Origin of the sequence: Massilia haematophila (assembly GCF_042647645.1) — a bacterium.
Taxonomy (GTDB): Bacteria; Pseudomonadota; Gammaproteobacteria; order Burkholderiales; family Burkholderiaceae_D; genus Telluria; species Telluria haematophila.
In genome coordinates, this window is record NZ_JBHRVV010000001.1 from 21,848 (window position 1) to 40,351 (window position 18,504).

Consider the following 18,504-nt stretch of genomic DNA (forward strand, 5'->3'; position numbering starts at 1 on the left):
GAGCGCACGGTTCGCGCCGGCGCCCAGGCAGATACTTGAGGCCAATGTCGCCGCTTGCAAGGCTGCGTGCTGTCTGGCGCGCCCATGGCCACGCTGTCAAGTTGGCGTTTTCTATAGGATAATCTCGTTTTGCCGTTTTTCGGCTATAGCCGGAGAGTTCCAAATTGGAAAATTTATACGCGATCCTCGGCGTCGCGCCGAACGCCAGCGACGACGAGATCAAGAAGGTCTACCGCTCGCTGGCCATGCGCTACCACCCCGACCGCAACCAGGCGCCGGGCGCGGAGGCGCGCTTCAAGGCCGTCACCAAGGCTTACGAGATCCTGTCGGACCCCGCCAAGCGCGAGGAATACAACCAGAGCGTGAACCACCGCATCGTGCTCGACCCCGAGGCCGAGGCCTTCGAGCTGTGGCGCTCGCTGTTCGCGCTGAACGGCGTGACGCTGCAGGCGTAAGCACGGCCGCCGGGGCAGGACGCCCTGAACGAACGCCACTGAACCCCGCATACAGGACAAACAAGATGAAAAGAGTACATCCCGAATTCGCCTACCAGTCGCGCGAACTGGAAGGCCAGATCGACGGCACCCTGGGCGACCCGCCCAACCGCAAGAACTACGACATGATGGTCGACGCGCTGGTGTCGGAATACGCCGGCGGTTCCGGCATCGACGACGTCAACCTGATGGCCTTCGCGCTCGTTGACAAGATTCGCTTCAAGGACCCGAAAGGCCTGCTGCGCGAAGCGGCGGACTATGAGGGCGACGACCCGGCGCGCGTGTTCGCGATGGCCGAGTGCGAGGGCGAGGACGGCGCCGCCATGTACGCCGCCATGACCGAGAACCATCCGGAACTGGCGCGCCAGGCGATCATCACCGCCTTCCTCTACAAGCACCAGGGCCGCTGGGCCGACGACGACCAGTCGCTCGACCAGTTGGCCGAGGGCGACGACGGCGACGACGACGACAACGACGGCATGGACGACAGCGCCGCGACGGACGACTTCACCCAGATCTTCGACCAGGGAGAACGTGAATGAACGACAAAGCCAATCTGCCGGCGCTGACCAAGCAGGTCAGCGAACTGGTGCTGGCCGGCTCGCTGCAGCACGCTGAAGAGGCGTTCTCGCAGGCGGCCGACGAACACGGCGACTACGCCGTGGCCGAGGTGCTGTCGACCCTGCCGCCGCAGGTGACCGCGCTGCACCTGGCCGGCTTCGACGGCGCCAAGACCTCGCTCGCGACGCTGCTGGTGCCGCCCAAGGCCTGGGCCGAAAGCCTGGCCTACATGGCCGCCACCTGGCCGGACGACATGATCGAGGACGACCCCGAGCGCATCGCCGAGGGCCTGTTCAACCACGTGCACGGCGTCGTCTACGCCAGCGACGACGAGGACCGCCGCCACGAGTTGCTGCTTGAGGCCTCCGCCACCGACCACGGCGCCACCGTGTTCGCGATCCTGTGGTCGCTCGCGCCGAAGGAAATCATGGAAGTGGCCGGCGAAATCAACCTGAAGGGCCGCTACGTGACCGGCCAGACTTCGTCCGACAGCGACATCGTGCCGCTGGCGGTCGACCTGGCCAAGGCCAGCGAGGACGGCTGGGAACGCTCGCTGATCGAACTGTTCCCGGAATTCCGCCACAGCGCCGAGATGGCCGACGCCGAGTTCCCGGACGATCCGGACGAGGACCCGGAATTCCAGCAGCGCAGCACGCGCGAGCTGCTGTACCGCCTGCGCAAGCAGGTGCCGTCGACCCGTACCATGCCGCGTCGCAGCACGCGCAAGAGCATGGGCACGGACATCTTCTCGTGAGCGGGGATCGCCAAGCAATGCTGCCTGCAATCGTCATCGAAAAGCCGCCCCGGCTGGTGCGCGCGATCAAGCTGCTCGCTGCCGAGGACCCCGAGGAAGCGGCGATCCTGGCCGACGAGCTCTCGGGGATCACCGCCATGGTGGCCGGGAAGTTCACCAACGACCGCACCGCCGAAGGCATCGGACGCGCGCTGCTGCTGACCGTCGGCGGCGTCTCGCTGGGCCTGGAAAGCATCATGTCGGAAGAGGGCGAGGAAAAGGACGAGGTCGCGCTCGACATCCTGATCGAGGACGGCGCCGAGTACGTGTTCCAGTCGGGCTTCCGCCTGGTGCGCGAACTGGCCGCGCTGCCCGAGGACAGCCTGGTCGGCGAGTACGACCTGGACCCGGTGTATGCGCAGCGCCGCCTGAAGGAGCTGTTCGTCGACCTGTGCACCGCCGACCCGGGCGAAAGCTGGTCCGGCTACGAGCGCTACCTCGGCCAGCTGCGCCAGCGCCAGCAGGTGCAGGCCATCGTCCATGCCGCCCAGTGGCTGCGCCGCAACCACTACGAGGGCCCGGTCAGCGACCCGGACCTGAACGCCGAGGGCGTGATCGCGCTGGCGATCATCTTCGCGGTCGAAGGCGGCGGACGCATCGTCGCGCGCACCGGCCAGAAGGAGTTCGAACGCTTCGTGAAGTCGGTACGCAAGAACAATCCCGACTTCGAGGCCGGCTGGGCCCAGCTGCTGGAAAAGGTCCCGGCGCCGCACCGCGCGATCATCGCCGAGCGCATTGGCACCTACCGCGAGAGCTGCACCGTGTTGAAGAGCCTCGGCACGAAAGCGCCGATGAAGCAGCTGGTGGCCGAGCTGGAAAACTACGCCGGCTCGGAGCTGGACGCGGAATACCCGTAAACCTGACGCCTGCCCGCGGCGTGGCCCTAGGGTGGGCGGCTCCGCCCTGGACCCGGCACATCGCGAACGCATGCGCCGCCCACGCGTTCGACGATTGCATACATCGACGCGGCGGTGCATCGGCATCCGATCTTGCGTATGATGAGCGATCCAGCATCAGGATTCGCCCATGTCTTCACCCGCCATCGCCGCCGGCAGCACTGACTTCAAACGCGTCAACCGCGCCATGGCCTTCGGTGGGTTCTCCACTTTCGCACTGCTCTACAGCGTCCAGCCCCTGATGCCGCTGCTGGCGCGCGACTTCGCCCTCACGCCTGCGCAAAGCAGCCTGGCGCTGTCGATCTCCACCGGCCCGCTGGCCCTGGCCCTGCTGGTCTCGAGCATCCTGTCCGACCGCTTCGGACGCAAGCCCCTGATGGCCGCCTCGATGTTCAGCGGCGGCCTGCTCACCCTGCTGGCCGCCTTCACCCATGACTACGTCCAGCTGCTGGCGCTGCGCGCCCTGATGGGCTTCATGCTGGGCGGGATGCCCGCCGTGGCGATGGCCTACCTCAGCGAGGAAATCGAAGGCAGCTCGCTCGGCCTGGCGATGGGCATGTACATCAGCGGCAGCGCCTTCGGCGGCATGTTCGGGCGCGTGCTGGCCTCGGTCATCAGCGACTTCTATTCCTGGCGCGCCGCGCTGGGCGTCCTGGGCGCGGCCGGCCTGTATGCGGCCTGGGAATTCCGGCGCAGCCTGCCGGCCTCGCGCCGCTTCCGGCCGGGGCAGGGCGGCCTGGCGGGATTGATCGACGGCGCCCGCCGCCACCTGCGCGACCCCGGCCTGCCTTTCCTGTTCATGCTGGCCTTCCTGCTGATGGGCTCGTTCGTCAGCCTGTACAACTACATCGGCTACCGGCTGCTGGGACCGGAATTCCACCTGCGCCAGAGCGCGGTCGGCGCGCTCTCGGTGCTCTACCTGCTCGGCATCTTCAGCTCGGTCTGGGCGGGCCGCCTGGCCGACCGGCTGGGGCGGCGCAATGTCTTGTGGCTGGTGATGTCGGTGATGCTGGCCGGGCTGCTGCTCACGCTGGCAGGCAACCTGCTCGCCATCGTCGCCGGCGTCGGCCTGTACACCTTCGGCTTCTTCGCCTCGCATTCGGTCGCCAGCAGCTGGGTCGGCCGGCGCGCCCGTCCTCCGCAGGCGCTGGCGTCCGCCCTCTACCTGTTCTTCTACTACCTCGGCTCGAGCGTGGTCGGCTGGTTCTCGGGCTACATGTGGGAGCATTTCGGCTGGCTCGGCGTGGTCGGCCTGCTGGGCGCGGTCCTGGTCCTGGCAATGCTGATCGCCTTGCGCCTGCGCGGCCTGGCGCCGCTCGAACCCGGTACTTCCGCCACGCCGTAAGCCAGACCAGGGATTTCATCAGGGCATGATCTGGATCATGCCTAGCGGCATCATCGTACTGTTTGCCTCCGGTAAGATCGTCGATTGGACAGTCCAGTCACGATTGCGAAGGAGTCTTGCCGATGGTGTCGCTCCCATGAATTTCCCTTCCGAACCTGGCGCGCTCGGCCTGTTCGGCACTGGCCTCAGCCAGCATGCGCACCTGATCACCCTCAGTACCGCCCAGGACAGCGCGCTGCCCGAAACGCTTGCCGCCGAAAGCTTCACCGGACACGAGGCGGTCAACGACCTGTTCCGCTTCGAGGTCGACGCGCTCGGCACCTCGACCGACCTCGACCTGTCCCTGTTCCTCGGCGAAGAGCTGACGATCCGCCTGCTGCAACCGGACGGCAGCCGCCGCGCCTGGCACGGCATGTGCACCCAGGCGGCCTGGCTGGGCGCGGACGGCGGCCTGGCGCGCTACCGCCTGCGGCTGGAACCCGCGCTGGCGCTGCTCGGCCTGCGCCGCGACAGCTACCTCTTCCAGGACAAGAACGTGCGCGACATGGTCGTGGAACTGCTGGCCGACTACCCGCAGGTGCGCTTCGATTTCGACATTACCCAGGAGCTTGCGCCGCGCCCGGTGTGCACGCAGTACCGCGAGAGCGATCTGGTTTTTCTGCGGCGCCTGCTGGCGTCCGAAGGGCTGAGTTGGCGTTTCGAGCATGACCAGAAGCAGGACCAGGGGCAGGGCGATGGCGACGGCCACGCGCGGCATCGCCTGCTGGTTTTCGACAGCCGCGCCCGCGCGCCGGCGACGCCAGGCGGCGACAGCATCCGCTTCCACGGCGTGCGCGCGACCGAGCAGGACGACGCGATCGACGCCTTCGGCGCTTGTCGCAGGGTACGCGCGAACGTGGTCGCCATCGGCAGCTGGGACCCGGCCCAACTGGTCGCGCCGGCTGCCGAGCACCAATCGATCCTCGACGCCGGCGCGCTGCCGGAACTGGCGCTCTACGACGGCAGCGGCGAACGCCATGCCCCCAGCCGCGCCGCGGCCGACGCGCACGCGGAACTGATGCTCGAGGCGCTCGAGCTGGAGAACAAGCTGTTCGAGGGCGCGGGCGCGGTGCGGCGCCTGGCGGCGGGACACGCATTCGCGCTGACCCGGCATGCGCGCTATCCGGAAGGCGACAACATGTTCACCGTCCTGTCGGTGCGCCACGAAGCCCGCAACAACTTCCGGACCGGGATCGACGGCCCGGCCCCAGGCGCCGTCGAGAACGGCCCTTACCGCAACAGCTTCGCCTGCGTGCGCGCGGCGGTACCGATCGTCCCCGGCGCGACCGCGCTACGCGACAGGCCGACCGCGCCCGGCCCGCAATGCGCGCTCGTGGTCGGGCTGGCGGAGGCGGTCGCGACGACGACGCGCGATCATCAAGTAAAAGTCCAGTTCGCATGGCAGCGCGGCCAGGGCGCCAATCGCGGCGGCCTGGCGCACGACACCGACGAAAAAGGCTGCGCGCCCGGCAACGCCGCCTCAGGCACCTGGGTGCGCGTGGCCGAAGCCCTGGCCGGACCGAACTGGGGCACGGTGTTCACGCCCAGGATCGGCACCGAAGTGCTGGTCGATTTCATCGAAGGCGACATCGACCGCCCGGTGATCGTCGCCCAGCTCTACAACGGCGTCGACCAGCCGCCTTTCGCCGCCGGCGTCGGCTCGAACGCCAACCACGCGGGCGTGCTGTCGGGAATCCACTGCCACGGTTTCGACGGCGGCGGCTACAACCAGTGGCAGCTCGACGACGCGACCGGCCAGGTCCGTACGCGCCTTGCCACCAGTTGCGCGGCGACCCAGCTGAACCTCGGCTACCTGATCCACCAATCCCCCGGCTCGGCGCAGCGCGGCGCCTGGCGCGGCAGCGGCTTCGAGCTGCGCACCGATGCCTGGGCCGTGATCCGCGGCGGCGAGGGCGTGCTGCTCTCGACCAGCGCCCGTGCGCGCGAGGGCTCCGGCGTCACCTCGACCCAGATGGATGCGGCGGAAGCGGTCTCGCTGTTCAAGAGCGCGCAGTCGCTGGCGACGACGCTCGGAGACGCGGCGGCGCAGCAGCAGGCCCTGTTCAGCAAGGACGCGGCCAAGGCGCAGGCGGATTTCATCGAGCAGATCGACCCGGAGGCGAAAGGCAAGTACGAGGGCGCAGTCGGTGGACACAGCGCACTGAAAGCCAAATCGGGATCGCGCGAACTCGATGGCGGCCAGCCGGTCGAGAAATTCGGTTCTTCGATCGTGCTGATGGACGCAGCCGCCAGCATCAACTGGGCCACGCCGGCATCGACCGTGGTGTACGCGGGGCAGCAGCTGCACTGGACCACGCAGTCGGACCTGCACCTGGCTGCGGCACATACGGTGTCGTCGGTAGCCGGGAATGCTTTCAACTTGTTTACGCATTCGGGCGGCATCCAGGCGATTGCCGGGAACGGGCCGGTGTCATTGCAGGCGCATACCGATCAGCTGGAGATTTTGGGGGACAAGGAGATCACCGTGATCTCGGTGAATGACTGCATCGAGATCAAGGCCAAGCATAAGATCGTGCTGCAGGCGGGGCAGTCGGCGATCACGCTGGAGGGGGGGGGCGATATTACGTTTGCTTGTCCGGGGAAGTTTACCGTTAAAGGTGGGAAGCATTTGTTTGATGGTGGCGCTTCGCACGCCGCGACATCGCCAAAACTACCCGATTCGCGTCTCAAGCTGTTTGACGAAGCTTTTGTTATCAATGACCCAGATGGACGGCCTGTCTGAGGAATGCCTTATCGAATAAAACGTGCTGACGGTACTTTCGAAGAGGGGATTACTGACGAGTTAGGGCAAACCCATTTAGTTAGTGGGGTGGAAATGGAAGAGTTGGAGATATATGCCACATGGGGTGAGCGCAATGTCTGAACAAACAAAGAGGTTAGGAAGTTCGAAAACGTCTCCCGTAGACAACAAAGTGCGCCAAGTTGTGATTTTGCCAGGAAAGCCTTCAAAAGACTTTATTTTGGACGCCAAGTGTCTGATCGTCGTCGTTGGCGGGCGTGTCAGCATGTCTGCCGCAGATTTGCCGGGTGATGCGGTTGGGGAATATACATGGGCTACTGAAAGCAACAAAATCAGGCTTATCAATAAGCAAGGAAACATTTTGGTCATTGAGGCGCTAAATATACCTAGTGATCGTCGGGGGCAGGAAGAAATTGTCGTGACTCGCACTGCCCCCGACGGCACCATACACAAAAAGACGGTCGCCCTTACTGTCGCGAGAGTACTATTTGGTCCAGATCCACAACAAAGTTACGGATATGATGACTTTGATCGTCCAGCAATTCAAATTGATCATCATGTTTCTGTACGAAGTGCTAGCGAGACGTTTATTAAAGTAAAAATCGAAGGAGGCGCACTCGGTAACGACTTTAACTTCATATGTGATGATCCGACTACCTGTGCAACGGACGCCGGGCCACCAAATGCCGAGTTTGCATTGCGAATCAAAGCACACTCATGGCAAAGTAAGTCAACAATATTGAAGGTAATCGCTAAATGCCCCGCTGCCACTGTATTTGCGCAAATTAATCTCCATGTCTATGCCGAGAACGTGCTTCAGGTACTCGTGGCAAAAGTGGCTGACTCTCAATCTACATTAACAGCTTTAAGGTACCCAAGCGCTGACTATGCCGCCCATCAAAAAAAAGCAAACGAAAAGTTGAAGGAAGCAGTGGTGAAATGTGAATTAATGAACTTCAGCGAGAAGGGGGGGCGTCACTGATGTCGCTTTTGATCAAGATGGCAGCGGTGCATTGAGTTTCGATATCAATGCCGGAGGTGGTGCGGCCTTCAATTTGATCAACCAAGCTGTAAAGACAAAAAGCCCTGAGCAGCACCGAGTAGTCATTGTCCGGAATATGCGCTCATTCTATTATCTTAGTCGTGCAGCGAAAAAAGGCGATGTGACTATCTTTGTTCGCGGGAATAATGTTTTTAAATCAGAAATGCCACTCGGCAATGGATTCAATAAAGAAATTGTAGATGTCGTTCGCAGCAGTGGAAACATTGCTCACTTGGCTGCGCCGCTGAAATTCGATCATGCAGTTGGCGAACCTTTGGAGTTTCCGGCAGCGGGATGGTCGACTGATCCAATCATTATTGCCGAAGGCGCTGCGCCAGATCTTATTATAAAGTGGACAGTTTTGCATGAGGTCGGACACAGTGGTTTGGAATTGCAGGACGTCATCGACCCAACCGATTTGATGCATTTCGATCAAAGTATTACTAATGCGCGCTTGCGCTATTGTCCGCGAGATAGTCAATATAGCCCCGGTGAAAAGGAGAATCAATGGGAAACCGTCCCCCGTCCATTGCCTGGTCGCCCTCCAGTAAAGTAAGGAATAGTGGGTTTGTGTGCTTGTTAGTGGTTGTCTTGGGTTATCCGCCCTGCGCGGGCGCGTACGTGAGGGAGGACGAGATGTATAAAAGAGCTCAACAGTACATTTCTGAGTTTAAGGATGGTAAGGAGTTCGACAGAAGCAGCGCCATTGAAGGCATCGTTAGAAATCAAAATATCGACAGGGCGAATCTATACGTATTGATCAAGGAACTCGCTGCCGGTACGTCTCACGTGCGCGAGAATATTGTCAAACTATTGGAAAAAATCGGCTTGGAGCTTGACTCTCCACAGCCAGACAAGTTTCGGATTATTCGCGATCACGCGATTATCAAAGCCCTATTGGTCGAGGGATTTGCTAAGGATGATGCCGCTTCCGATGCTGCGGCAACAGTCCTGCGTGAACGATGCCAGCCTTCCGACTTGGCTGCTTTTGGTAATATTTATTTGAGATCGCTACAGGCAGGCAAAGGTGATTATCTCTATCTTGTTGCCAAAGCGAAAGTCGCGGCGGCTCGCCCCTACATTGAAGCGTTGGCAGAACTGGACAAATGGCGCGGACAGGAAGAAGCACTCAAGGTAATTAATATTGTCCGGGCAGCGTTGGGTGATACCGATCTCGAAGATCAGTTCATGCAGGCCACATTTGAGGCAGAACGAAACGCCCCGCCAGCGCCGGCCAATCGGTTCTATGATGTCGGTTCAGCCAAGGATGGCAAACAGGTAGCAGCCGCTTTGGCCACATTAGGGCTCATCGGAACACGTCGATCCTTGATCACCGCGTGCGGTTATTTGCGCTCGCAAATGAAAACATACGTGCCCAACCAACGAGAGCGCTCGATTCGCTATCACGCGTTGGATGCACTGCGATACAACTACCCTGATGAGCGTGTGTTGTATCGTCCTAGCACATTGGATGAGTGGGCAGCAGCGGAGACATTCTGTACACAAACCCTTGGCGCCAAGTTTGATGGGCCGACCCCCGATCTCCCACCCGATCACGTGTTTCCTGCAGGAGTATCGCGGCCATTGAAACGGTAAGGGCAGTACCCTGCAGTTGGGAGCGCGCAGGTGGTATAGCGCCTCCGCGAATGCCTAGCAGGAAGTGGCCCTGCAGTTACTCCCCAGCTACTGTGTTCGCATATCGCATGGATTCTCGGTCAGCGCTAAAATCAACCGCTCTCTTTCCAAAGGAGGTCATCATGCTGCAAGCAAACGAAATCCAGCAACGCTACAGCCACCTGCAGCAGACCCTCGGCGAAGCCGAGCAGGCCTGCATGGCGTCGCAGGATACACCGCCGGAAATGCGCGACTGTATTCAGCGTATTTCGCGCGAGCTGAAACAGGCGCAGGATGTGATGCAGTCGAACGACGAGGCGCGGATCGTCCAGTGCGTCGACAGCCTGGAAGACATGGGCGACGAGGCCAAGCGCATGAGCCGTTCGATGCCGCAGATGCCGGCGCACCTCGAGGCGATGGTCACCCGCGTGCACGCCGAGCTGTCCGACTTCAAGCACAAGCTGCACTAAGCCCTGCACCAGGCCCTGTACTAAGCCCGTTTTAACCGGGCCGGGCCCGCGCGGCAGGGGCGGGCCGAGGCAGGGCGCCTACACCACGCCCTTGCCGCGCAGCGCCGCGATCTCGTCGCCGTTCTTGCCCAGCACATCGCGCAGCACCTCGTCGGTGTGCTCGCCCAGCAGCGGCGGCGCTTTCGCGCTCGTCGCCGGCGTGGCCGACATCTTCATCGGGCTGCGCACCAGCGTCACCTTGCCGGCGCTCGGGTGCGGCAGCTCCACCGCCATCTCCCTCGCACGCACCTGCTCGTTGGCGAAGACTTCGCCGACGTCGTTGATCGGCCCGCAGGGCACGCCCACTTCTTCCAGCATCGCGATCCATTCGTCGCGCCGGCGCGTCGCCACCATCTCGGCCAGCAGCGGTACCAGCACGTCGCGGTTCTGCACGCGCAGCGGGTTGGTGGCGAAGCGCGGGTCGCGCGCCAGTTCGGGGCGGCCGCCGGCCTCGACGAACTTCTGGTACTGGCCGTCGTTCCCGGAGGCGACGATGATGTGGCCGTCGCTGCAGGCGAAGGTCTGGTAGGGCACGATGTTGGCGTGGGCGTTGCCCCAGCGCTTGGGCGGCTTGCCGCTGTTCAGGTAGTTGCTGCCGACGTTGGCCAGCATCGCGACCTGGGTGTCGAGCAGGGCCATGTCGATGTACTGGCCCTCGCCGGTACGGTCGCGGTGGGTCAGTGCGGCCAGCACCGCGATGGTCGCGTACATGCCGGTCATCAGGTCGGTCAGGGCGACACCCGCCTTTTGCGGGCCGCCGCCGGGCAGTTCGTCGCGTTCGCCCGTCACCGACATCAGGCCGCCCATGCCCTGGATCAGGAAGTCGTAGCCGGCGCGATGCGCATACGGCCCGTCCTGGCCGAAGCCGGTGATCGAGCAATAGACCAGGTCCGGCTTGACCGCCTTCAGCGATGCGTAGTCCAGGCCGTAGCGCTTCAGGTGCCCGACCTTGAAGTTTTCCAGCACCACGTCCGAATGGCGCGCCAGTTCGCGCACCAGCGCCTGGCCTTCCGTGCTGGCGATATCGACCGTCACCGAGCGCTTGCCGCGGTTGGCGGACAGGTAGTAGGCGGCCTCGCTGGTGTCGTTCCCTGCGGCATCCTTGGCGTACGGCGGGCCCCAGGCGCGGGTGTCGTCGCCGCTGCCGGGACGCTCGATCTTGATCACGTCGGCGCCGAGGTCGGCCAGGTTCTGCGAGCACCAGGGGCCGGCCAGCACGCGCGAGAGGTCGAGCACGCGGATATGGCCGAGTGCCTTCGGGGTTCCGGAATCAGTCATGGTGTTTATTTACCAAGTTCGTCGAGCGCCGATTATAGCCGGGCGCGGCGGGTCACCTGTCCGCCTTGCCCAGCAGCTGGGCCACGAACAGGTCGCGTTCGCGGTCGACGATGCCGTCGACGACGCGCTCGTCCAGGCCCATCGCTTCGAGCACGAAGGCCGACAATTGCAGGCTGGCCTCGAGCGTCTCGGGCACGACCACGGTGGCGCCGGCCTGCTTCAGGATGCGCGCGTGCTTTTCGTCGCGCGAGCGTACGAACAAGGGAACGTGCGGGAAATCGCGCCGGATGCCCTGCACCGCCTGCAGGGCGGAGGCCGGGTGGTCCATCGTCAGCACGATGGCCGGCGCCTCCTCGGCGTGCACGCGCCGCAGCAGCTCGCAGCGCGCGGCATTGCCGAAGTAGACCGGGACGCCTTGCGCGTGCAGCTTCGACACCAGCTTGGCGTCGTTTTCGAAGGCGATGTAGTCGATGCGCTGGGCGGCCAGCAGCCGGGCCAGCTGCTGGCCCACGCGTCCGAAGCCGGCGATGATGATGCGCCCGCGGGCGGAACCGAGCGCCTCTTCGTCGGCGCTGGCCGCCTGCGCCTGTTCGCTGCGCTGCGCGCGTTCGCCGATGGCGCGGCCCAGGCGCGCCAGCAGCGGCGTGACGAACATCGACAGGCCGACCGCCAGCATGGCGCGCGCGGCCAGGCCGGGGCCGAGCAGTTTGGCCGAGACGGCGAAGCCGATCACGATGAAGGCGAACTCGCCGCCCTGGCCCAGCAGCAGGCCGCCCTCGATGGCCTTGGGCCAGGGCAGGCGGCCGATGCGGAAGATCACGGCGATCACCAGCGCCTTGATCGCCACCAGGCCGAGCACCGCGCCGGCCAGCCACAGCGGCGCCTCGACGACCTGGCGCGTGTCCATCTGCATCCCGACAGTCATGAAGAACAGGCCCATGAGCAGGCCCTTGAAGGGCTCGATCATCAGCTCGACCTCGTGCTTGAATTCGGTCTCGGCCAGCAGCAGGCCGGCGATCAGGGCGCCGAGCGCCATCGACAGTCCGGCGGCGGCCGACAGGGCGGCGATGCCGAAGGTGCTCAGCAGGATCAGGGCCATAAAGACGTCGGGCTGGCGGTGGCGCGCGAAGGCCTTGAACAGCGGGTGGATGACGCGCCCGCCGACCAGGTAGATGAGGGCGATGGCGCCGCCGGCCTTGGCCACCGTCACCACGGCCAGCATGACGGCGCCGTCGCCGCTTCCCCGCGCCAGCGCCCCGATCAGGATCAGGATCGGCACCACCGCCAGGTCCTGCAGCATCAGCACGGCGAAAACCGCCTGGCCGAGGCGGGTGCCGGTGCTGTGCTGCTCGCTCATCAGCTGCATGACGACCGCGGTCGACGACAGCGCGAGCACCAGGCCGAGAATGACGGCGGTCGCAAACGGTGCGTCGAGCATCAGCACCACCGCGGCGCCGATCAGGGCCGCGCTGGCCAATACCTGGAGCGAGCCGGCGCCGAACACCCAGCGCCGCAGCGCCCACAGGCGCGCGGCCGACAGCTCCAGGCCGATCATGAACATCAGGAACAGCACGCCGATCTCGGCCAGCATCGATACGCCTTCTCCGCTGGGGAAGGTGATCCAGCCCAGCCACGGGAACTGGCCGGCGGACAGCGCCACGCCGAAAGGGCCGAGCAGGGTGCCGACCGCGAGGAAGCCGAGCACCTGGTTGATGCGCAGGCGTTGCAGCGTCGGGATCAGGATGCCGGCGAGGATCAGGAACAGCAGGATTTCGCGCAGGAAGGGGAAGGCGTGTTGCTCTTGCACGGATGGGGGCCTTTGCGGTTGTTGGCTTGCATTGGCATTTTATAACGGCGGAATGACGAGCTTGAGCAAATCCGTAGGGTATGCCATGGAGGCCGAGGGCCTCCATGGCATACCCACGCGTGGACGATGAGCAGGCGCAACGCTTTATAGACGCCAACACGAGACGCCAACACGACGCACACGTCACGCGTGGGCACGTTATTGAGGCCCCCGGCCTCAATAACCCCACCCTACCGCATATGAAACGCCTCGGCCGGCGTTTCCTCCTGCTGGCGATGGCCGCTGGCCACCGGCTGGCGCGATTCGGCGGTCTTGACCAGTTCCTCGTACTCCGGATCGTCGACGCCGCGCAGTTCGAGATAGCGGTCGAGCGCGTTGTCCAGCTTCGGCAGCAGGATCGCGCGTTCGCTGTGCAGCACGCTGTATGCAGGACGCGCCGCCGCCATTCCCATCGCCATCCCAGGCTGCCCTTCCAGGCCGTCGGTGGCGATGCCGGCCTTCTGGGCCGCCATCTTCGCCAGTTCGTACCAGGTCACGGCGCCGACGTTGTTCAGGTGCCAGACGCCGCTTTCGCGGTCGACCGCGAGATCCAGGCAGGTGTGCACCAGGTCCGGCACATAGGTTGGCGAGACCGTCATGTCGTTGGCGGCCACGAAGCGTTCCCCGCGTTCGAGCGCGCCCAGCGCCAGGGTCACGAAGTTGTGCCGGTCCCAGGGGCCGAAGAAGGCGCTGGTGCGCACCACCAGGGCGCCCGGCTGCTTGTCCAGCACGGCAGTTTCCGATTGCGCCTTGCTGCGTCCGTAGACGTTCAGCGGCGACACCGGATCGCTCTCGACATACGGGCGGTCGTGGCGGCCGTCGAACACCAGGTCGCTCGAGAAGGTGGTCAGGTGCACGTCGTGGCGGGCGCAGGCCTCGGCCAGGATCGCGGCGCCGACCGTGTTCTCGCGGAAGCAGCGCTCGGCTTCCTGTTCGGCGTCGTCCACGCGCACGTAGCCGCAGGTGTTGATGACGGCCCAGGGCTTGTGGTGCGCCAGTGCCCGCTCGACCGAGTCCGGATCGGCGATATCCATGTCGTGGCGCGAGAGCAGCTTGTAGGCCAGGTTGCGCTTCTGGCAGACGCGGGCAAAGGCGCGGCCCAGGGTGCCGGAGGCGCCGGTGATCAGGATCGGGGCGGCGCTGGCGCCGGCCAGGCGCTGGCTCGGGGCCGCGATCGAGGCGAGGGCGGCCGGCGTGGCAACCGGCGGGCACAGGAAACGGCCCGGACGGCGCCACCAGCCCTGGCCGCGCAGCACCGGGTTCGTCAGCGGCTGGCCGCTCGCCAGCTCGCGCATCATGCGCGCCAGCGCGGTCGGGCGCGGCAGCGGGGAGCGCACGTCGAAGGGACCGGGTTCGTAGTAGCCGCGGTTCTCGGTCACCAGGCTGTTCCAGTCGAAGGAGCCGAGCAGCGACCAGACCGTGACGGCGCGGATGTCGACGCCGTTGTCGCGCGCCGTGTGCGCCGCCTGCCAGATCTCCAGCAGCCAGCGCAGCTGGTCTTCGCGGTTGGCGTCGATGTGGGCTTCGGTGATCGCCAGCGGCAGGCGGTAGCGCTCCCAGACTTCGGACAGCAGCGGGCCGATGCCGGCGGTCGGCGTGGCCAGCGCGCGCGAGGCCTCGATGTCGGCGCAGGGGATGCCGTCGGCCACGCCGCGGTGGTGCTGCGGGTAGCGCTCGGGGCGATGGTCGAGCCAGCGCTCGCTGGTGACGTAGTAATTCACGCCGATGACGTCGGGCGGGCAGGGGTTGTCGCGGAACCAGAGGAATTCGGCCGCGTCGATGCCGGTGCCGACCAGGTAATTCCAGAGCTTGTGCCCAGGCTTGACCATGCCGCACAGCAGGTCCCAGGCCAGCCAGCGGCGCTCGTTGTAGAAGTCGGCGACGCGGGCCAGTTCCGGCGTGCTGTAGGTCTTGCCGAGGTCGTCGGTCTGGACCAGCTTGGCGTTCGGGTTGACCTTGCGGATTTCGCGCATGCACAGCACCACGGCGCGGCATTGCACCAGCAGGGCCTGGATGAAGCTGCGGTCGTCGCGCGCGTGCGGGTACCAGACACCGTACAGGCCGGCGAAGCGGGCGGTGGTGCAGGGTTCGTTGACCGGGGTGTAGTACTCGAGCCAGGGGTAGCGCGCGGCGACCGCGGCGGCGTACTCGGCCAGGCGCTCGGGGAAGGCCGGGTCGAGCAGGCTGGTGTCGCGCGGGCCGCTGCCGTGGTGCACCAGGCCGGCGATCGGCGTCACGCCGGCTTCACGCAGGGCCGGCAGGCGCTCGTCCGGCCAGCTCCAGTCGGCCTTGTCGACGCCGTCCGGCGCGGTGCGTTCCCAGAGTACGGGGTAGCGAATGGCACGAATGCCGAGCGAGGCGAAGCGTTGGACGTCGCAGGCGCGTTGGGCGTGACCGTTGCGGTCGAGCTGGCTGAAGTAGTCGTCGCGGACGCGGTTGACGGTGCACTCGAGGCCGCCCCAGAGTTCCAGGGGGCGGGTTTGGCTGTTCGGGCTCGTATTAGTATTCATCATTCACCACTCTTTAAAATTTTGACAACAAAAACTTTTTAGATGGCCGCCGAAAGCAAAAGGTTCGGACAGGTTGCACCGGGTCCCCCGAGCCCGGTGAGCGAGGCGCTTGCCGTGAAGACGGTTGACAGCGGGGCGCCAACCTGCAAACATGCCATCCATGAATTTTCTGAACCCGCATATCTCGTTTTGCAACTGGTGGCGCCGCTGACAGCGCGCGGCCCAGTAGAGAAGATGTGACTCAATGAACGCCGCCTCGATTCAGGTGGCGTTTTCGTTTGCGCGGCAGGATCGAGGCTCAACCCAAGGAAACTCGATGAGCTTGCAAGACACCCCAGCAAACGCCCCAGGCACCCCGGCTCCGGCACACGTGATCCTCACCGGCGACCGGCCGACCGGTCCGCTGCACCTCGGCCACTATGTGGGCAGCCTGCGCAATCGCGTGGCTTACCAGGACCAGTACCGCCAGTTCGTCATGCTCGCCGACGCCCAGGCGCTCACCGACAACATGGATGACACCGGCAAGGTACATCGCAACGTTGTCGAAGTGGCGCTCGATTACCTCGCGGTCGGTATCGATCCGTCGCGCTCCACGATCTTCATCCAGTCCCAGGTCCCGGAACTGGCCGAGTTGACATTTTATTATTTGAACCTCGTGACCGTCGCACGCTTGGAGCGCAACCCGACTGTCAAGACGGAAATCCAGCTGCGCGGTTTCGAGCGCGACATCCCGGCCGGCTTCCTGACCTACCCAGCCAGCCAGGCCTCCGACATCAGCGCTTTCAAGGCGACCCTGGTGCCGGTGGGCGAGGACCAGATCCCGATGATCGAGCAGTGCAACGAGATCGTGCGCCGCATGAACCGCATCGCCAAGCGCGACATCCTGGTCGAGTGCAAGGCCCTGGTGCCGGAAATCGGCCGCCTGCCTGGCATCGACGGCAAGGCCAAGATGAGCAAGTCGCTCGGCAACACCATCAACCTGGGCGACAGCGCCGACCAGATCCGCGCCGCCGTCAAGCAGGTCTACACCGACCCGCTGCACCTGAAGGTGTCCGACCCGGGCCACCTGGAAGGCAACGTCGCCTTCCTCTACCTCGACGCCTTCGACCCGGAGAAGGAAGCGCTGGAAGAGATGAAGGCCCATTACGTGCGCGGCGGCCTGGGCGACAGCGTCGTCAAGAAACGCCTCGACACCGTGCTGCAGGACATGCTGGCCCCGATCCGCGCGCGCCGCGAAGAGTACGCCCAGGACAAGGGGCAAGTGCTGGCCATGCTGAAGGAAGGCACGATGAAGGCGCGCGAAGTGGCGGCGCAAACCATGGACGAAGTGCGCCGCGCACTGGGGCTGTCGTACTTCTGATGCTTTCGTAGGGGGCGGCTGTACCCGGCGGCGTGCAGTCACGCTGCCGGGGCGCCGCCCACGCGTTCATGCGGCGGCAGATAGCCGCGACGTTTTCATGTGCGTTGAACGCGACCTGGCGCTGGCGCGGCTGGGCAAGAGCGTCTGCCCGGGCTGCGAACGCGCGGTGGACGTGAAGGACACCGCGATCGACTACTGCCCGCACTGCGGCATCGGCCTGTTCGACCGCTGCGGCTGCTGCGCCACGCGCAAGAACGCGTTCGCGCGGTTCCGCTTCAGCTGCGGAACCGCCGTGAACACGACCCTCGCAGATTGAGCGTGCTGGCTTAGTCCTGCAGGTCGGCCGGCACCTTGCCGCCGTTCTCGGCCAGCTTCTTCATGACCTGCTTGTGCAGCCAGATGTTCATCGTGGCCGAGTCGCTGGTGTCGCCGGTGTAGTGCAGTTCGGCGGCCAGCTCTTTGCGCGCCTGCAGGCTGGAGTCGAGATCGAGCAGCTTGAGCAGGTCGACGATCGAGGTGCGCCAGTTCAGCTGCTGGCCCGAGGCCTTCTGCTTGTTGGTCAGGATTTCCTCGACGTCCACCTGCTGGGCCAGGGTGGCGGCCGGGCCGGTGGCGGCTGGCGTCACCTGGGTCGGCTGGCCGGTCTGCTGGGCCTGGGCGGTGGCCGGCGGCTGCGGAATGTTCTGCTGGCCGCCCGGCGCGGCGGCCGGCGCCGACGCCGGGGTCGATGCCGATGCCGGCGCGGATTTCTGCGGGAAGATCTTGTGGAAGATGTTGCTTAGCATGCCCATGTCTTTCTCCTTTTCTGGGGTTGGATTGCGGCGCTGGATGCCCTGCGCCATGGCGCCGAGCGCGACGGCGAGCGCGGTGGCGCCGATTGCCTTCACTGCGGTCGGGTGCTCGGCATAGAACTCGCCCATGCGGTCGAGGATGCCCGGGTTTTCCTGCTGCGCCTTCTCGGCGATTTCCTTCACCTGTTCCGGTGAGACCTGCGAGGCCTGTTCCGGCGTCACGCGTCCGCCCGTATTGCCGCCGAACAAACCGCCCAGCTTGCCCATCAGGCCGGGGCCGGCGCCGGCGATCAATTGGTTGAGCATGCCGGCGCGCTGGTCCGGGTTGCTGTTGCCGAACATCTGGGCCAGCATCTGCGGGAAGGGCGGCGTCTGGTCGGAACGCAGGGCCTGGATCACGCCCTGCGCGAGCGTTTCGCGCGGCGCGGCCTGGGCGGCGCGGTCGAAGTCGTCGGACGCTTGCGCCGGGTTGGCGGCGGCGCCGCCGAGATATTGTCCAAGCAAATTCCCTAAATCAAAACCCATGTGACCTCCTGCTTGAATGACGTTGAAAGGGGAGGATAGGCCGTCCACAGCCGGGTTTCGGTACGGTGGCGAACGCACGACATATAAAAACTTTAAGACGCTGCCTGCTGGTAATGTCCAGCTTGCCGCGCTAAGCTGGT

The 18,504-nt window shown here is 64.7% G+C and carries 15 protein-coding genes and 1 pseudogene; 12 read left to right on the forward strand and 4 right to left on the reverse strand.

The window, feature by feature from the left end:
- The first annotated feature begins 164 nt into the window (after positions 1–164).
- From ACFOPH_RS00125 to ACFOPH_RS00170, 10 genes are all read left to right on the forward strand, one after another.
- Positions 165–455, forward strand: a complete 291-nt coding sequence (locus ACFOPH_RS00125) for a DnaJ domain-containing protein (RefSeq protein ID WP_312550251.1) — start codon at positions 165–167, stop codon at positions 453–455.
- A 65-nt stretch (positions 456–520) separates the two neighbouring features.
- Positions 521–1,036 (forward strand): hypothetical protein, encoded by a 516-nt coding sequence (locus ACFOPH_RS00130; RefSeq protein ID WP_312550250.1) that lies wholly within the window; start codon positions 521–523, stop codon positions 1,034–1,036.
- Positions 1,033–1,809: a hypothetical protein gene (locus ACFOPH_RS00135; RefSeq protein WP_312550249.1), complete on the forward strand. Its 777-nt coding sequence runs from the start codon at positions 1,033–1,035 to the stop codon at positions 1,807–1,809. The genes ACFOPH_RS00130 and ACFOPH_RS00135 overlap by 4 nt, the downstream gene beginning before the upstream one ends.
- A gap of 17 nt (positions 1,810–1,826) precedes the next feature.
- Positions 1,827–2,705 carry a hypothetical protein gene (locus tag ACFOPH_RS00140; RefSeq protein ID WP_312550248.1) on the forward strand — a complete coding sequence of 293 codons (879 nt, stop codon included), beginning with the start codon at positions 1,827–1,829 and terminating at the stop codon, positions 2,703–2,705.
- Between the two features lie 169 nt (positions 2,706–2,874).
- Complete coding sequence (locus ACFOPH_RS00145; RefSeq protein WP_379732731.1) at positions 2,875–4,089, forward strand: MFS transporter; 1,215 nt, start codon at positions 2,875–2,877, stop codon at positions 4,087–4,089.
- A gap of 136 nt (positions 4,090–4,225) precedes the next feature.
- The gene (locus ACFOPH_RS00150; RefSeq protein ID WP_379732733.1) at positions 4,226–6,871 is read left to right on the forward strand and encodes a type VI secretion system Vgr family protein; all 2,646 of its coding nucleotides are present in this window, start codon (positions 4,226–4,228) and stop codon (positions 6,869–6,871) included.
- A gap of 133 nt (positions 6,872–7,004) precedes the next feature.
- Positions 7,005–7,871: a hypothetical protein gene (locus tag ACFOPH_RS00155; protein ID WP_379732735.1), complete on the forward strand. Its 867-nt coding sequence runs from the start codon at positions 7,005–7,007 to the stop codon at positions 7,869–7,871.
- A 31-nt stretch (positions 7,872–7,902) separates the two neighbouring features.
- The gene (locus tag ACFOPH_RS00160) at positions 7,903–8,487 is read left to right on the forward strand and encodes a hypothetical protein (protein ID WP_379732737.1); all 585 of its coding nucleotides are present in this window, start codon (positions 7,903–7,905) and stop codon (positions 8,485–8,487) included.
- An 80-nt stretch (positions 8,488–8,567) separates the two neighbouring features.
- Complete coding sequence (locus ACFOPH_RS00165; protein ID WP_379732739.1) at positions 8,568–9,527, forward strand: hypothetical protein; 960 nt, start codon at positions 8,568–8,570, stop codon at positions 9,525–9,527.
- A gap of 161 nt (positions 9,528–9,688) precedes the next feature.
- Positions 9,689–10,015, forward strand: a complete 327-nt coding sequence (locus ACFOPH_RS00170) for a hypothetical protein (RefSeq protein WP_379732741.1) — start codon at positions 9,689–9,691, stop codon at positions 10,013–10,015.
- Positions 10,016–10,093: 78 nt separating this feature from the next.
- On the opposite strand, the gene ACFOPH_RS00175 is transcribed toward ACFOPH_RS00170, so the two are convergent.
- The 3 genes from ACFOPH_RS00175 to ACFOPH_RS00185 form a co-directional block, all read right to left on the reverse strand.
- Entirely contained in the window at positions 10,094–11,332 is a 1,239-nt protein-coding gene (locus ACFOPH_RS00175; protein WP_379732743.1) for a CaiB/BaiF CoA transferase family protein, read from the reverse strand.
- Positions 11,333–11,384: 52 nt separating this feature from the next.
- On the reverse strand, positions 11,385–13,139 hold the full coding sequence (locus tag ACFOPH_RS00180) for a cation:proton antiporter domain-containing protein (RefSeq protein WP_379732745.1): 1,755 nt from the start codon (positions 13,137–13,139) through the stop codon (positions 11,385–11,387).
- A 230-nt stretch (positions 13,140–13,369) separates the two neighbouring features.
- A complete protein-coding gene (locus tag ACFOPH_RS00185; protein ID WP_379732747.1) occupies positions 13,370–15,691 on the reverse strand; it encodes a family 1 glycosylhydrolase in 2,322 nt (773 codons plus the stop codon).
- 313 nt (positions 15,692–16,004) lie between these two features.
- Here ACFOPH_RS00185 and trpS point away from each other — a divergent pair, with 313 nt between their 5' ends.
- Together trpS and ACFOPH_RS00195 are read left to right on the forward strand one after the other, a co-directional pair.
- On the forward strand, positions 16,005–17,048 hold the full coding sequence (gene trpS / locus ACFOPH_RS00190) for a tryptophan--tRNA ligase (protein WP_312550240.1): 1,044 nt from the start codon (positions 16,005–16,007) through the stop codon (positions 17,046–17,048).
- Positions 17,049–17,160: 112 nt separating this feature from the next.
- Positions 17,161–17,364, forward strand: a pseudogene (locus tag ACFOPH_RS00195) (serine endopeptidase); the annotation flags it as partial.
- 10 nt (positions 17,365–17,374) lie between these two features.
- Here ACFOPH_RS00195 and ACFOPH_RS00200 read toward each other — a convergent pair.
- The gene (locus tag ACFOPH_RS00200) at positions 17,375–17,839 is read right to left on the reverse strand and encodes a DUF3597 domain-containing protein (protein ID WP_379737834.1); all 465 of its coding nucleotides are present in this window, start codon (positions 17,837–17,839) and stop codon (positions 17,375–17,377) included.
- Between the last annotated feature and the right edge of the window lie 665 nt (positions 17,840–18,504).

What these genes read in the sequence shown, in the direction of transcription:
- ACFOPH_RS00130 (WP_312550250.1), top strand. Translation starts at nt 521, where the DNA reads ATGAAAAGAGTACATCCCGAATTCGCCTACCAGTCGCGCGAACTGGAA.
- ACFOPH_RS00135 (WP_312550249.1), top strand. Translation starts at nt 1,033, where the DNA reads ATGAACGACAAAGCCAATCTGCCGGCGCTGACCAAGCAGGTCAGCGAA.
- ACFOPH_RS00140 (WP_312550248.1), top strand. Translation starts at nt 1,827, where the DNA reads ATGCTGCCTGCAATCGTCATCGAAAAGCCGCCCCGGCTGGTGCGCGCG.
- ACFOPH_RS00145 (WP_379732731.1), top strand. Translation starts at nt 2,875, where the DNA reads ATGTCTTCACCCGCCATCGCCGCCGGCAGCACTGACTTCAAACGCGTC.
- ACFOPH_RS00150 (WP_379732733.1), top strand. Translation starts at nt 4,226, where the DNA reads ATGAATTTCCCTTCCGAACCTGGCGCGCTCGGCCTGTTCGGCACTGGC.
- ACFOPH_RS00155 (WP_379732735.1), top strand. Translation starts at nt 7,005, where the DNA reads ATGTCTGAACAAACAAAGAGGTTAGGAAGTTCGAAAACGTCTCCCGTA.
- ACFOPH_RS00165 (WP_379732739.1), top strand. Translation starts at nt 8,568, where the DNA reads ATGTATAAAAGAGCTCAACAGTACATTTCTGAGTTTAAGGATGGTAAG.
- ACFOPH_RS00170 (WP_379732741.1), top strand. Translation starts at nt 9,689, where the DNA reads ATGCTGCAAGCAAACGAAATCCAGCAACGCTACAGCCACCTGCAGCAG.
- ACFOPH_RS00175 (WP_379732743.1), bottom strand. Translation starts at nt 11,332, where the DNA reads ATGACTGATTCCGGAACCCCGAAGGCACTCGGCCATATCCGCGTGCTC.
- ACFOPH_RS00185 (WP_379732747.1), bottom strand. Translation starts at nt 15,691, where the DNA reads ATGATGAATACTAATACGAGCCCGAACAGCCAAACCCGCCCCCTGGAA.
- trpS (WP_312550240.1), top strand. Translation starts at nt 16,005, where the DNA reads ATGAGCTTGCAAGACACCCCAGCAAACGCCCCAGGCACCCCGGCTCCG.
- ACFOPH_RS00200 (WP_379737834.1), bottom strand. Translation starts at nt 17,839, where the DNA reads ATGGGCATGCTAAGCAACATCTTCCACAAGATCTTCCCGCAGAAATCC.